Annotated in this window: 14 protein-coding genes; 7 read left to right on the top strand and 7 right to left on the bottom strand. The window is 44.3% G+C overall.

What is annotated here, in order from left to right:
* Position 1: 1 nt before the first annotated feature.
* From M1L52_RS13520 to M1L52_RS13500, 5 genes are all read left to right on the top strand, one after another.
* Positions 2-1282 carry an MFS transporter gene (locus M1L52_RS13520; RefSeq protein WP_248615563.1) on the top strand — a complete coding sequence of 427 codons (1281 nt, stop codon included), beginning with the start codon at positions 2-4 and terminating at the stop codon, positions 1280-1282.
* A 12-nt stretch (positions 1283-1294) separates the two neighbouring features.
* The gene (locus M1L52_RS13515; RefSeq protein ID WP_248615562.1) at positions 1295-2470 is read left to right on the top strand and encodes a hypothetical protein; all 1176 of its coding nucleotides are present in this window, start codon (positions 1295-1297) and stop codon (positions 2468-2470) included.
* A gap of 90 nt (positions 2471-2560) precedes the next feature.
* On the top strand, positions 2561-3748 hold the full coding sequence (locus M1L52_RS13510; RefSeq protein ID WP_248615561.1) for an ATP-binding protein: 1188 nt from the start codon (positions 2561-2563) through the stop codon (positions 3746-3748).
* A gap of 77 nt (positions 3749-3825) precedes the next feature.
* On the top strand, positions 3826-6510 hold the full coding sequence (locus M1L52_RS13505; protein WP_248615560.1) for a 4-alpha-glucanotransferase: 2685 nt from the start codon (positions 3826-3828) through the stop codon (positions 6508-6510).
* Between the two features lie 67 nt (positions 6511-6577).
* On the top strand, positions 6578-7231 hold the full coding sequence (locus M1L52_RS13500) for an HAD family hydrolase (protein WP_248615559.1): 654 nt from the start codon (positions 6578-6580) through the stop codon (positions 7229-7231).
* A 20-nt stretch (positions 7232-7251) separates the two neighbouring features.
* Here the strand turns inward: M1L52_RS13500 and M1L52_RS13495 are convergent, their stop codons facing one another.
* The 3 genes from M1L52_RS13495 to M1L52_RS13485 are packed head-to-tail and all read right to left on the bottom strand — an operon-like array spanning position 7252 to position 9669.
* Positions 7252-7380 carry a dehydrogenase gene (locus M1L52_RS13495; RefSeq protein ID WP_248615558.1) on the bottom strand — a complete coding sequence of 43 codons (129 nt, stop codon included), beginning with the start codon at positions 7378-7380 and terminating at the stop codon, positions 7252-7254.
* Positions 7380-8855: a DUF4270 domain-containing protein gene (locus M1L52_RS13490; protein ID WP_248615557.1), complete on the bottom strand. Its 1476-nt coding sequence runs from the start codon at positions 8853-8855 to the stop codon at positions 7380-7382. The genes M1L52_RS13495 and M1L52_RS13490 overlap by 1 nt, the downstream gene beginning before the upstream one ends.
* A 1-nt stretch (position 8856) precedes the next feature.
* Positions 8857-9669 carry a glycogen/starch synthase gene (locus M1L52_RS13485; RefSeq protein ID WP_248615556.1) on the bottom strand — a complete coding sequence of 271 codons (813 nt, stop codon included), beginning with the start codon at positions 9667-9669 and terminating at the stop codon, positions 8857-8859.
* A gap of 185 nt (positions 9670-9854) precedes the next feature.
* On the opposite strand from M1L52_RS13485, the gene panC reads away from it, so the two are divergent.
* Positions 9855-10706 carry a pantoate--beta-alanine ligase gene (panC, locus tag M1L52_RS13480; protein WP_248615555.1) on the top strand — a complete coding sequence of 284 codons (852 nt, stop codon included), beginning with the start codon at positions 9855-9857 and terminating at the stop codon, positions 10704-10706.
* A gap of 27 nt (positions 10707-10733) precedes the next feature.
* The gene (gene panD / locus M1L52_RS13475) at positions 10734-11081 is read left to right on the top strand and encodes an aspartate 1-decarboxylase (RefSeq protein WP_248615554.1); all 348 of its coding nucleotides are present in this window, start codon (positions 10734-10736) and stop codon (positions 11079-11081) included.
* Between the two features lie 90 nt (positions 11082-11171).
* Here panD and M1L52_RS13470 read toward each other — a convergent pair whose 3' ends face one another.
* From M1L52_RS13470 to galE, 4 genes are all read right to left on the bottom strand, one after another.
* On the bottom strand, positions 11172-12281 hold the full coding sequence (locus M1L52_RS13470; RefSeq protein ID WP_248615553.1) for a TlpA disulfide reductase family protein: 1110 nt from the start codon (positions 12279-12281) through the stop codon (positions 11172-11174).
* A 19-nt stretch (positions 12282-12300) separates the two neighbouring features.
* Positions 12301-13239 (bottom strand): ribose-phosphate pyrophosphokinase, encoded by a 939-nt coding sequence (locus M1L52_RS13465; protein WP_248615552.1) that lies wholly within the window; start codon positions 13237-13239, stop codon positions 12301-12303.
* A 21-nt stretch (positions 13240-13260) separates the two neighbouring features.
* Positions 13261-13869, bottom strand: a complete 609-nt coding sequence (locus M1L52_RS13460) for a thiamine phosphate synthase (RefSeq protein ID WP_248615551.1) — start codon at positions 13867-13869, stop codon at positions 13261-13263.
* Positions 13870-13993: 124 nt separating this feature from the next.
* A complete protein-coding gene (galE, locus tag M1L52_RS13455) occupies positions 13994-15034 on the bottom strand; it encodes a UDP-glucose 4-epimerase GalE (RefSeq protein ID WP_248615550.1) in 1041 nt (346 codons plus the stop codon).
* Between the last annotated feature and the right edge of the window lie 60 nt (positions 15035-15094).

Here is a 15094-nt window from a genome sequence, read left to right as displayed (position 1 = left end):
AATGAAGAGTAAACATAATCCATGGTGGTGGATTCCCACCTTATATATATCTGAAGGCCTGCCCAATGTTGTGGTGATGACAGTTGCTGTCGTTATGTATATGCAGATGGGCATGAGTGACACAGAGATAGCTGTCTATACAGGACTACTTGGACTACCTTGGATGATCAAGCCATTATGGAGTCCGTTTGTTGACCTTTATGCAACAAAAAGATGGTGGGTACTTGCGATGCAGATGCTGTTGGGCTCGTCATTGGCAGGTGTAGCGTTTACGATGAATGCCCCGTTCTGGTTTCAGGGTACAATGGCATTCTTTTTCCTAATGGCTTTTGCCAGTGCAACTCATGATATTGCTGCTGATGGTTACTATATGCTGGAGCTTTCTGACCATGATCAGGTGTGGTTTGTTGGCATACGTAATACGTTCTATCGTTTAGCAGTTATTTTTGGCAATGGAGCACTTATACCTTTGGCAGGTATATTGCAGAAACTGTTGAATAATAGAATTGCTTATTCGTGGAGTCTCGTTTTCTTTGCCTTAGCAGGATTGTTCATTGGTATATGGCTTTACCATACTTTTGCAATGCCAAAAGCCGATGCAGACAAGCCGCGTCAGGGAACAAGTGCAAAAGAAGTGTGGAAGGGTATAGTAAAGGCCTTTGGAACATTCTTCAAGAAACTGCCTCCACGTGAGATGATAGCACCAATGCTATTCCTTCTGTTCTACCGTTTTCCTGAGGCTTTGATGCTTAAGATGAGCGTAACATTCCTTATGCGTTCTAACGAAGAAGGTGGATTGGGATTGTCTATGGAGGAATTTGGTATTGCGAGTGGCACTGTTGGAGTTATAGGTCTTACGCTTGGAGGCATAGTAGGTGGTATCCTTGCAGGACGTGATGGATTTAAGAAATGGTTGTGGCCAATGGTGTTTTCCATAACTCTTCCAGACATCGTTTATGTGTATATGAGCTATGCGATGCCACACAATCTGTATGTTATCAGCTCCTGCCTGTTTGTTGAACAGTTCGGCTATGGACTTGGCTTTACAGCTCTGACGCTATATATGCTTTATTTCAGCAAAGGCAATTATCAGACATCGCACTATGCTTTCTGTACTGCAATATCCTACATAGGATTAATGTTGCCAGGAATAGTGTCTGGCTATCTGAAAGATGCAATGGGCTATCAGTCTTTCTTCGTTATGGTTATGTTCCTATGCTCAGTAACATTTGCCGTAACAACACTTATTAAGGTTGACCCATCGTTTGGTAAAAAACAATAACTTAATATTTTAATGCAAGAAGTACGAAAATGGCAAGTTCTGAAGTGGCTTCCTTCGCTTTTTTTTGTGAAGGGGCTTCTTCATGTATTGCTGTTTGTCGTTATGCTGATAATGCTGCGCCAGACGGGCATGAGTGTTGCAGAAACAACATTAAGCATATCACTTCTTTATTTGCCCTGGGTAACAAAATGGCTATGGAAACCACGTGTACTGGACGTGCTGAACTGTCGCCATTGGATACTGCTCATGGAGTTGTTGCTCGTACCTGCTTTTTGGGTACTCACCTTCGTCATAACTGAGACAGCGCAGACATTGGCTTTATTGTTCGTTATTGCATGTTTCACAGCTATACACAATGTGTCGGCAGACGAGTTCTTCAGACAGACACACACAGAAGACGAAGCCCACGGACTGTTCACAGTAAGGGAACTGGCACGCAAGACGGCAGATGTGTTTGGTATTGGACTGTTGGTAATGTTTGTTGGCAACCTGCAGGTCATATATCGTTTTGCTCAGCTATACTCTTGGCGTGTGATGGCTTATATCGTATCAACGCTGCTCCTCTTGCTATTCTTCTGGCATCTTCTGAACCTTCCTCAGCACAGAAATAATGATGAAGTTGAAGAGAACGGTGCCATAAGTGTTTCTGATGCGGTGTTCCTTGTTGGATATATACTTGTTCCAACAATGGTGAGTAAGCTGTCGGTGCTGTTTCTTGTTGAGAATCAGAGCGCTGGAGGCATTGGACTATCGCCACAGGAGTTTGGCTTTGTCATGGGAACGATAGGTGTCCTTGGTGTGACCATAGGCATAACTCGTGGAATGAAGCTTTTCGAGCATTATGGCACAGAGCGACTGCTTAAGCCTTTGGCAATATTAATGGTTTTGCCTGCTTTCGTCTATTCTTTATTGAGCAGTTTCCTGCCAGACAGCCTGATGATAGTATGCCTTTGTGTGTTTTTGGAACAGACGGCATATGGTTTTGGAATATCATTATACATTAAACGGCTAAAGAAAAATGATGTGTCAAAATCGATAATGGCTGCTTCAATGATGATTGGTTGCGCACTCTCAGGACTACTTGAATCGCAAATGGGATTTTCCAATGCTTTCCTGTTTATATTGTTCCTTGAAGTGTTCACAATAGGCGTTTCAATATACATTTTGCAAACTCGTTATTGCAAATAAAGCATATTTCTTATAAAAACGCTTGGTTTTTAGATATAAGTTTTGTATCTTTGCAGTATCATTAAGAATTGCATATACTAAAACAACAGAATGGAAGCTTTCTTTAGAACTCATCGTTACTTGGTTGAACATGTAAAAGCTCCCGTGAGACGCTCGCTCATGGATGAAATAGACTGGAGTCAGAGACTTATCGGTATTAAGGGAACACGTGGAGTAGGGAAGACCACATTCTTGTTGCAGTATGCCAAAGATAATTTTAGTGTAGATGACAAACAATGTCTCTACATTAACATGAACAATTTCTATTTTCAAGGTCGAGGAATAGCTGATTTCGCAGGCGAATTCTACTATCATGGTGGAAGAGTGTTGCTTATAGACCAGGTGTTCAAACAGGACAACTGGTCAAAGGAGCTTCGTAAATGCTATGATCTCTATCCTGGATTGAAGATTGTGTTTACTGGATCAAGTGTCATGCGACTGAAAGATGAGAACCCTGAACTGAATGGCATCGTGAAGTCGTATAACCTTCGTGGATTCTCGTTCCGCGAGTTTCTGAATCTCATGACAGGAAACAATTTCCGCTCCTATACTCTTGAAGAAATACTTTCCGACCATGAGCGCATAGTTAAGCAAATATTGCCCAAGGTTTCACCACGCAGATATTTCCAAGACTACATTCATCATGGATTCTATCCTTTCTTCCAGGAAGACCGTAACTATTCCGAGAACCTGCTGAAGACCATGAATATGATGACTGAGGTTGATATATTGCTTATCAAGCAGATAGAGCTGAAATATCTGACAAAGATTAAAAAGCTGTTCTATCAGCTTGCTGAGGGCGGACCTAAGGCACCCAATGTCTCAAAGTTGGCACAGGACATAGAAACCAGTCGCGCAACAGTGATGAACTACATCAAGTATCTGGCTGATGCTCGTCTGTTGAATATGATTTATCCTGTTGGAGAGGAGTTCCCCAAAAAGCCATCAAAGGTGATGCTTCACAACAGCAATCTTTTGTATGCCATTTATCCCATACATGTGGAGAAACAGGCTGCTATGGAGACTTTCTTCGTAAATACGCTATGGAAAGACCATACTGTCAACCAGTCAGGACGTGACCAGTTCTATATTGTTGATGGAAAACAAAAGTTCCGTATCTGTGATGCAACAGCTCATACAAAGATGAGATATACTCCTGACACTATCTATGCGCGTTATAATACTGAGATAGGTAAGGATAATCAGATTCCTCTTTGGCTTCTTGGTTTCCTGTATTAGTGTTGTGGATAATCTCATATTCATGACTTGTTTATCTGTTTACACCTTATAACCTGACTCCTTATAACCTATCAACTATGAAACTGAAATTCACCATAAACTATTGCACCGTTTGGGGACAAACTGTTGTGATAGTCATTTCATATCACCATAATGACGGCTCAGTACGTTCTGTACGTCTGCCCATGCAGACAGAAGATGGCGAGCATTGGTTTGCAGAAACGTCAGTATTAGAAAGCAGAAGGAATGCCGTAACCTCTTTCTCTTATTTATATACTGTAGAGGATGGAAATGAAAAAGTAGAGCGTCGTGAATGGAATCTTGTAGCACGAAACTATGCCTTTGATTCTTCGAGGACTTATATCTTTGCTGACAGATGGCGCGATTCTCCTCTGCCCAGTCATCTTTATACTGCTGCCTATAATGTGGCATCACATAATTATATTAAAGAAGAGAACCACGAAGATTTCCATACTAACGATAAAGACATTTCTTCTTTAGATAGTGATGTTCTTCGTCTGCCCCTTTTCAGAAAGACTGTTATGTTCCGTGTGTCGGCTCCCCAACTGACCAAGGGTAAGCATTTGGCAGTTATTGGCAGTCACCCAGCTCTCGGCTCATGGAATCCTACACGTTATCAGCTCATGCAGTATGCTGGCCATTGTGACTGGATGCTTACTCTGAATGTGGACTGGATGGGACTTCCAATGGAATACAAATATGTAGTCATTGACGATGAGAAGCACGAGCTTACTGCTTGGGAAGAAGGTGATAATCGTTGTGTTTCTGAAGAGCTTGATGATGGCGAGGTTTATGTGACATATGGTGAGCCACTTCGCATTGCTGAAAGAAACTGGCGTGTGGCAGGCGTCTCAATACCCGTGTTCTCGCTAAGAAGTGAACACTCTTGTGGTGTTGGTGACTTTGGCGACCTGAAACGATTCATTGACTGGGCTTCAATAACAGGACTGAAAGTCATTCAGCTCCTTCCTGTCAATGACACTTCGACAAACGGGTCGTGGGGTGACAGCTATCCTTATAATATTGTTTCTGCTTTTGCCCTCCATCCACATTATATTGACTTGGAGCAATTGGGTGAGCTAAAAGACAAGAAGCAAATGACGGCCTTCCGTCGTAAACAGCGCGAACTCAACGCACTTTCTTATAGTGACTATGTCGCTGTTGACAGAGTGAAGATGGGGTATGTTAAGGAACTGTTTGATGAGCGTGGCTCCCAGACACTTTGTTCAAAGGAATTCAAACAATGGGAAGAGGAGAATATCTCGTGGTTAACAGCACTTGACAACTTTCATGAGCGACCTGATTACGACAGCCAGCTTTCCCATTTCATTCAGTATCATCTGCACCTTCAGCTAAAGGATGCTGCAGACTATGCACGTTCGAAAGGCATTTTCCTGAAAGGTGACTTGCCAATTGGAGTGAGTCGTAATAGTGCTGAGACGCTTGAGCATCCAGAGTTCTTCAATATGGACATGCTTACTGGTGCGCCCCCTGATGCCTTCACTATGCAAGGACAGAATTGGGGCTTCCCTACATATAATTGGGAAGAACACTCGGAGTATTTAGCCCAAACGCAGAAAGAAACCATAACAGAGTGGTTCCACAAACGGTTGAAGCATCAGGCTCAGTACTTCGATGCTTTGAGAATAGACCATGTGCTTGGCTTCTTCCGTATATGGGAGATACCTGAAAATCAGCTGTTTGGTACTCTTGGACATTTCTCTCCAGCTTTGCCCATAACGCCAGGTGAGATAGAGTATTATGGCTTGTCGTTCAGGAAGGATTTCCTTACCAAGCCATTTATCAACGACAAGATTATTGACCGCCTGTTTGGAATACATGCCCAGTATGTGCGAGACACTTTCCTTGTGAAGAAAGCTTATGGACTCTATGGGCTTAATTCCGATGTTGACACTCAGAGGAAAATACGGACCTATTTCGATGGCAAGGGCGATGAGAATAGTATGTGGATTCGCGACGGTCTCTATCGTCTTGTAGCAAATGTTCTGTTCTTGGAAGATCCGCGTCAGCCAGACATGTATCACCCACGAATTCTTGCATACCAAGAGCCTGTGTTTGAGGCACTTAGCATGGAGGAACGCGATTCTTACATGCGCCTTTACAACAATTTCTTCTATCAGCGTCACTCAATGTTCTGGGGAAAGAATGGCTATGACCGTCTGATAGAGATTTTTGGCGATTCGCCTATGCTAATCTGTGCTGAAGACCTGGGTATGCTTCCTGATTGTGTTGAGTCCGTTCTTGACAGTCTTAGGATTCTTACTCTCGAGATTCAGCAGATGCCGAAGCAGACAGGTGTGGAGTTTAGCCATCTCGATGGCAACCCTGTGCGTAGTGTTGCTACTATATCAACCCACGACATGTCACCACTTCGTCTGTGGTGGGAGGAATGTCCTGAACGTACTCAGCGTTTCTATACCACTATGTTACAGAAACAGGGTCGAGCTCCAGAACATCTGCCAGCCCATCTGGCAGAAGAGATTATTGCCCGTCATCTCTATTCGCCTTCTATGCTTTGCATACTCAGTCTTCAGGACTGGCTTGCAATGGATAGTGAGCTGTGGAACAAGAATCCTCGTGAAGAGCGTATCAATATTCCAAGTGATCCATACAATCATTGGCAGTGGCGTATGCACATAAAGATAGAGGATCTGCTAATATCAGACCGCTTCAATAGTAAAATCAGAACTATGGTTGAAAGGAGCAAACGATTCTCCTGATATTACAGTTCTCTGCTTGACATTATCTGATATTACAGCCTCCTGCTTTGATGTTCTATTGATTATTATGAAAGTTGGTTATTCCACATATATCTTTGATCTCGATGGTACACTTCTCAATACCATCGATGATTTGGCTTCAGCTGTAAACTATGCCTTGCGTACTAATAATATGCCTGAAAGGACAACTGATGAGGTTAGGCAATTTGTTGGCAACGGCATTCGCAAACTGATGATTCGTGCTGTCCCAGAGGGTGAAAGTAATCCACTATTTGATGCAGCCTTCAGTTCATTCCAAGAGTATTATCTTTTACACTCGCTTGACAAAACACGTCCTTATGATGGCATTCCCCAATTGCTTTCTGAACTGAAGTCACGAGGATGTCGTCTGGCAGTAGTAAGCAATAAGTTCCATCTTGCAACAAAGGAACTGTGTGCTCATTTCTTTGCTGACACCATTGAGGTAGCGATAGGGGAGCACGAGGCTGAGGGAATACGCAAGAAGCCAGCACCCGATACTGTGATAGAGGCCCTGCGACATCTGAATGTTGGAAAGGAGAATGCCGTTTATGTTGGTGATAGTGATGTTGATATTGCCACAGCCCGTAATTCTGGACTCCCTTGCATCAGTGTGTTATGGGGATTCCGTGATAGAGAGTTTCTGAAAGCAAACGGAGCAACCACTTTCGTGAGTGCTCCGCTTGATATTCTGGATTTGTGATTTCCGCGATTTGCTAGATGTTAGAACGCCTCGTCATCTGGGCGTTCTATTTTTCTCTTTATGACAGGCAGATGACGCTTTCTTCTGAGATAGTCCTCTTTGCGCTTTTCGTAGTCCTGCTGATGTTTCTCCAAATATCCGTCTGCCATTACTTCTTGAACCTTGCATATACCACGTTCACCTCGATGGGGTAGCTCTTACCACCAAGCAGACGTGTACTTGTGAGTGACATGTCGTTGATAACACGTGTTGGTGTGCTGCTGTTTGAAGGTACCACAGCATATACTGGCACTAACACCACCTTGTTCCAGTTCGGGTTCTTTGCCGTCCAGTTCGCGTCACCGTCTGTTCCATTAACCTTTTTGTTGTGAATTGTTGTGATGAGGTTAGACAGATTGGTGAATGTGTAAGTGTTGTAAGACGAATTGTAGCTCACGAGATATGATGTGCGACTGTCTGGCAGCTTTTTCTTCTCAAAGAATGTGTATAGGCTGTCCTTCATCACCATTAGCAATGTCGATGGTGTGCCAAGTGAGCGACTGTCAACAGTATCGTTATTCAGACGCTGGAAAGTCATCTTTGCAGCCAGAAGTGAGTCTTTCTCATGTCCAGCCCAAATCTCTTCAACAGGCAGCGTCACTTCTGTGAACAGTCCTGCTGGCGTCTTCAGATATGAATAGTCGCTGTTGTTGGCATCGGCAGCCAACTGTGCTAGACGTTCTTTGTTGTTAGTGATTGTCGTGGTATGCATCACCTCTTCCGTTCCAGCAAGTGTCAGAGTCGCATTGAATAATGAGTCTCTGTTCAGATGATAATATATGCGCAGACCTACATCTGTTATCTCGCTGTGGAAGCCGAGTCCGTCTGTTACCTCAAAGCTAAGTCCTGGGCAAACCTCCTTGGCAAATACATATGAGTTGAGCATTTTTGTGCTCTTGTTCTTCAGACGCTGTGTCAGTTCGCGAAGAATATATGTGCCGTAGTTGCTGTAGTATTTTACACCGTCCTTTGAGTAGGGTTGGTTGAGTGGAATACGTATGTTGTTGAGATAGTTGGTTCCTGAGCGTTTGCTGTCTCCGTCAGTCATGTTCGTGAAAGTGAACACATGATCCACGTTGATTGCACCTTCGTCAGTTCTTATGATACTCTCTGGACTGTAGTTCGAATAGTAGTAACGGTCCTGACTAACAGGTTCTTTCAGCTCGCGTATTCTTAACTGCGTTGCCAGAAGCTTTCCATAGTTCTTGAATGGAGTGTCTGAATAGAGTATAATGTCGCAAGAGTCAGCCACTAAACCGTTATCATCCTTGTCCCTGTGGTCGAAATATTTATCGTCAGATATATATATGTTATCAAGAATGTTGAATTGAGTGGTGAATCCGCTCTTCACAATGCTTTTCGTCTGTGGGTCTTCCACACATCCCAGATAGGATACTATGGAACTTGTAAGTACTGAGTCTGCCAGAATGGTCTGTGATGATGCATTATAAACGCTTGTCGTCATACTCAGCTTGTCACCATCGTTGGTAAGCGAGTTTCCTAATGTCTTTGTGTCTTCATCACATGAAGAGATGGCCATTGCCGCAGCTGCGGCTATAGCCATCGTTACTATTTGTTTCTTCATATTACTCTTCGCTTGGGCAAATCTTTTCATAGAATGCTTCGTAGGCATCGGCATAGTCCTCCACATAGTCCAGTATGGGAATGTTCTTGTCTGCAGCATACTTGAGCAAATCTTTGCTTATTCCTTCTTCAGCAGCAATGATGCCGTCGCTATAGTCGATAGCAAGCTTGTTCAGTTCTTCGAAATCGAAATCATCCTTGTAGCCTTTCAGTATTTCTGCTGTTGCATCGCGAAACTCTACGCTGTTCTTGAAAGTCTGTTCTAGATTCTTTTTGAGTGACTTTGCGAAGAGTGATGTTACCACCTTTGTGTTTGCAAACGAAGGTTCGTCGTGATATGCCGTTTTGATGTATATTGGCACGATGGCGCTCATCCATCCCTGACAGTGGATAATGTCTGGTGCCCAGCGCAGCTTCTTCACTGTCTCAAGCACTCCTCTTGCAAAGAATATGGCTCTTTCTCCATTTTCCTCATATCCTTCAATCATTTCTTCTGTGCTCATCTGACCCTTGATGAAATAGTCATCGTTGTCAATGAAGTAGATTGATATGTGAGCTGAAGGAATGCTTGCAACTTTGATAATCAATGGATGATCGGTGTCGTCAATGATAAGGTTCATTCCTGAGAGTCGCTGCACTTCGTGTAGCTGTCCTCTGCGTTCGTTGATGTTACCCCACTTAGGCATAAAGGTTCGAATCTCATGACCTTTTTCCTGCATGGTCTGTGGTAGTACTTGTCCCATGTGTGCCATTGCACTGTCTGGTACATACGGAGCAATCTCTTGATTGATGAAAAGAATCTTCTTTTTAGCCATCTTATAGGTTTTTGTACTCTGCAAAGGTACGAAAAATTCTTCTGAAATCATCATAAAATGTGTGATTTTAGGAAAAAGTGACATTTTATAGGCTTATTTTTAGCGTTTTTTTTCCATATTTGCTAAAAATGTTGTTATTTTGCACCGCCTTAGCGATATAAGGTTGAATGTAACGATATTTTATAATGAAAGTTTTTTACAAAATTGTAGATCTCCAAAATGCTTTGTTTGAAGATCGCAAGTCAGGTAAGAAGATTGGTTTAGTGCCCACGATGGGTGCTCTTCATGAGGGACATGCCTCTTTGGTACGCAAGAGTGTTAAGGATAATGATATTACTGTTGTGTCTGTATTTGTCAATCCCACTCAGTTCAATGATAAGAACGATTTGAAAAACTACCCACGCACCCTTGAAGCAGACTGCAAGCTTCTTGACGAGTGTGGCGCAGACTATGTCCTTGCACCATCAGTCGAGGAGATGTATCCCACTCCCGATACTCGTCAGTTTGAGTATCCTCCTGTGTCAACAGTTATGGAAGGAGCTCATCGTCCAGGCCATTTCAATGGTGTTTGTCAGGTGGTAAGCCGTCTGTTCTATATTGTTCGTCCTGAGCGTGCCTATTTTGGCGAGAAGGACTGGCAGCAGATAGCAGTCATAAAGGCAATGGTTAAGCATCTTCATCTGCCAGTAGAGATTGTTGAGTGTCCCATCATTCGTGATGTCGACGGCTTGGCACGTTCCAGTCGTAACACTCTTCTCGCTCCTGATGAGCGCGCTATTGCTCCTCGTATCTATGAGGTTCTGAAGAGCAGCATCGACTATTCTAAGAAGCATTCGCTGAAAGATACCCATAAGTATGTTGTTGATTCAATCAACGCTGTCGATGGCCTTGAGGTTGAATATTTTGCAATCGTTGACGGTAACACTCTCCAGGATGTTGCTGAGTGGGAAGATTCTCCCTATATTGTAGGCTGTATCACAGTTTATTGCGGCAAGACTCCTATTCGTCTTATTGACCATATCAAGTATAAGGATTAAACAATTGTAGTTGAAGGTTTAGAAATTATGTTTATTGAAGTTCTCAAATCAAAGTTGCATTGCGTCACGGTTACTGAGGCCAATCTTAACTATATGGGCAGCATAACCATTGACGAGGATTTGCTTGATGCTGCAAACATGATTGCGGGCGAGAAGGTACAGATTGTTGACAATAATAATGGTGAGCGTTTTGAGACCTATATCATCAAGGGCGAGCGTGGCTCTGGCTGCGTTTGTCTTAATGGTGCTGCAGCACGCAAGGTACAGGTTGGCGACACCGTCATCATTATTTCCTATGCTACGATGGATTTTGAAGAGGCTAAGACGTTTAAGCCTACAGTAGTGTTCCCACTTGATAATAAAGTTGTTAAGTAATTAGCAACAGATATATAAAAAACAAGATAAAACCTGATTATCAGTGTTTTATCTTGTTTTTGTTTTGAGTTGTTTTTTTTACGCGTGGCGTTATTCTTTGTTGAGCTTTTCCTTTACAAATGACTTCAGCTCTTCGCCTCTCAGTCCCTTAGCGAGAATCACTCCGTTTTTGTCAACAACGAGCATGAATGGAATGCTGTTCACCATGAACTGTTCTGCAGCAGCAGACTTCCATCCTTTCAGGTCGCTCATCTGGGGCCACTTCAGACCCAGCTCTTTGATGGCGTTGGTCCATGCTTCCTTGTCTTCGTCAAGCGAAACACCCACTATGCCGAGACCCTTCTCTTGGTATTCGTTGAAGAGTACCACCATTGTTGGCATCTCCTGACGGCATGGTCCACACCATGAAGCCCAGAAGTCAATGATGGTCAGCTCGTTTTTCTCCACCTCGCTCATGACGTTCATTTCCGTTCCGTCTGGGGTGGGGAAGGTGAAGTCTTTAATCTTCTTGCCTGTGTTGACAGCGCTGAGTAGCTCTACGTGCTCCCTCATTTCCTTTGCGGCCTCACGCTCGCTGAATGCCTTTGGCATTGCGTCGAGAAGTTCTTTGCTCTTTTCTACGTCAGTCTCTGGCATGAAGCATATACCCTGAGCGAGGAAGAAGCCCAGCTCATTGTCAATGTTTTTCAGCGCAATCTCGAATTGTTTCTGTCTTGCTTGGTTTGTCAGAGCGTCTATCTCTGCCAAAGCCTTTGCTTTCGACTCTTCAGTAGCAGTCGCGTCATAGGCAGTTGTTGTCAGTGCGTCCAACTGTTTCTGCAGGTCAACCGTCATCGAGTTCAGCTCCTGAAGTCCGTCGTTACACTTCGTTCCTCCTACGGTATTCTTCATTATGTCGTTTGTGTTAAGCGACATACTGATGGTTCCTGGCTCGAGGAATACGAATGCGTTGCACATTGGTGCATTCTTCACATATACTATTCCTATTTCTACTGAGTCGGCCACTCCACTGATTTCGAACTTGCCGTCCTTCACAATGATTGTGTCCGATGGTATACCTGTCGACATGTCTTTTGTCAGATAGATGGTGTCGCCATTGATTAGGCCTTCAACAATTCCGTCTATCTTGTAGCTGTTCTTCTGACAAGCGGTAAAAGCGAGTGCAGCAAGAGACAGTAAAAAGAACTTGCTCTTTTTCATACGTTTTTCTTTATTGATGTTAAACGATGTACTGGTCGCTGATACTCTCGTTCTCCACTACTCGGCGAATAGTTTCTGCGAACATTTCAGCCACTGAAATCTGCTTCACCTTTGCGCAGCGCTGAGTGTAGGGTATAGAGTCTGTGAAGACAATCTCTTCGAGAGCCGATTCCTGTACGCGGTCGCTTGCAGGTCCGCTCATCACACAGTGTGATGCACATGCACGCACACTCTTTGCACCTGCTTCCATCATCAGGTCGGCAGCCTTGGTTATTGTTCCTGCTGTGTCAACCATATCGTCAATGATGACAACATTCTTTCCCACCACGTCGCCAATGATCTGCATCGATGCCACTACGTTTGCGCGAGCACGTGTCTTGTTGCAGAGCACGAGTGGGCAGCCCAGATATTTTGCATAGGTGTTGGCACGCTTTGAACCGCCTACGTCTGGCGATGCGATAACTAGTTCGTCGAGCTTCAGGCTCTGCAGGTAGGGGAGTATTACTCCTGATGCGTAGAGATGGTCCACAGGCACGTTGAAGAATCCCTGTATCTGGTCTGCGTGCAGGTCCATTGTTATCACTCGGTTTACTCCGGCTACGCTGAGCAGGTCGGCAACGAGCTTTGCGCCTATTGATACACGTGGTTTGTCCTTACGGTCCTGACGTGCCCATCCGAAATAAGGTATTACTGCGTTGATGGTGCGTGCCGAAGCTCGCTTTGCTGCGTCTATCATGAGCAGCAGTTCCATCAGATTGTCAGAATTTGGGAATGTGCTCTGTACGAGGAAAATATCGCGTCCGCGAATAGATTCTTCGTAGCTCACGGCAAATTCTCCGTCTGAGAATTTCGTGGTAACGATTTTGCCGAGAGGGCATCCCAAACTTTGGCAGATTTTCTCTGCCAGATACCTCGTAGCAGTGCCCGAGAAGACCATGTAAGAGTTTTCAGTACTCATTTTTGTTTTAGATTGATATTTTTAGGAAACTGCTTTCCGCAGTCTCTGGAAATGTTGGATTAAGTCTTTGTAGTCGGCTTCGTGGTGTATGTTGAACTTGTTCCACAGGTCACCGCAGATGACCACTCCTCCAAAGCCCAGTTCCCTGCACAGTCTGATGTTGTCAATGTTTATGCCGCCCATTGCATAGACGTGCTTGTCTATGAGTCCTTTCTTTGCGGCCTCTTTCAGCTGTGTGTAGTCGAGTGTCTGTTTGTCTTCTGGATTACTCTGACTGTCGAAGATAGTCTTGAGGAACACATATTTCGATGCTTTCTTTGCATCGTGCAGCTCTTCTATTGAGTGGCATGTCATTGACACCTGTCCCTTGAATCCTATTGGCAGGCTGTCTTTCACATTGTTCAGGTGTATGCCTTTCAGACCATATTCTTCCTTGAGGTAGAAATGGTCGTGCACAACTATCTTGCTGTAGTATTCGTCAGGGAGTAATGTGAGCAGTCGTTCTGAGTATATTGGCTCAGAGCCTGGCTTGTATAAATGCAGAGCTTCCATCCCCTCATCGAAAAGTGAGGTGATGATTTTGTCTTCTTCCACGAAGAACGTGGCTTTTGTCATGATGATGAGTTTCATCTTCGTGCTTTGAGTTGTTCTCGTTTCGACTGCAAAGTTAATCATTCTTTCTGACAAAAACAAGCGTTTTCCAAAAAGTTTAGGAAAACGCTTGCTTTTATAATGTATATTAAGAATCTGCGGTTTACTGTATTCCGTCTTCGCGCAGTTTCTGCTGCCATTTCCAAGCAGATTTCAGCACCTCCTCTGTAGGTGTCTCTGCTTTCCATCCGAGCACTTTATTGGCTTTGTCAACATTGCCCCACACCTTTTCTATATCGCCTTCGCGACGTGGTGCGTAGGTCCAGTTGACCTTCACTCCTGTAGCCTTTTCGAAGCCCTGTACCACCTCGAGTGTTGAGAGTCCCTTGCCTGTGCCAATGTTGAATATCTCCACTGGGTCGGTCTCTGGCTTGTCGAGCACGCGCTCCATAGCCTTCACGTGAGCTTTGGCCAGATCTACCACATAGATATAGTCGCGTATGCAGGTGCCGTCAGGCGTTCCGTAGTCATTGCCGAATATCTTCAGCTGCTGGCGAATGCCGATGGCGGTCTGTGTCACGAATGGTATGAGGTTCATGGGCACTCCGTTAGGCAGCTCTCCGATGAGTGCTGATGGGTGTGCACCGATGGGGTTGAAGTAGCGCAGTATTACGCTCTTTATTGGCGCTCCGCTGTGTATGTAGTCGTGAATTATTTCCTCGTTTATCTGCTTTGTGTTTCCATAAGGTGACATTGCCTTCTGTATTGGAGCGTTCTCCGTTACGGGGAGGTTCTCTTCCGATGGCTGTCCATAGACGGTGCAGCTGCTTGAGAAGATGATGCCTTTCACGTTGTACTTTGGCATCAGCTCGAGCAGGTTCACGAGCGATGTGAGGTTGTTGCGATAGTAGAGTAGGGGTTTCTCCACGCTCTCGCCCACAGCCTTTGATGCAGCGAAGTGGATGATGCCTTCAATCTTGGGATACTTCTTGAACACGTTCTCCAGTGCCTCGAAGTCGCAGCAGTCTACCTTTTCGAATGCCGGGCGTATGCCTGTTATCTTCTCGATGCCGTCAACGACGTTGGCGTTAGAGTTTGAAAGGTTGTCAATGATTACTACCTCGTAGCCTGCTTCCTGCAGCTCTACGGTGGTGTGGCTACCGATGAATCCGGTACCGCCAGTAACAAGGATTGTTTGCTTCATATTGATGTAAGTTGTTAGTATTGTTTGCAAAGATAATAATATTTTGCGATTGTGACCTCA

Source organism: Prevotella sp. E13-27 (assembly GCF_023217965.1).
In the GTDB taxonomy this organism is placed as follows: Bacteria; Bacteroidota; Bacteroidia; order Bacteroidales; family Bacteroidaceae; genus Prevotella.
This window is presented reverse-complemented; position numbering and strand designations above follow the sequence as displayed.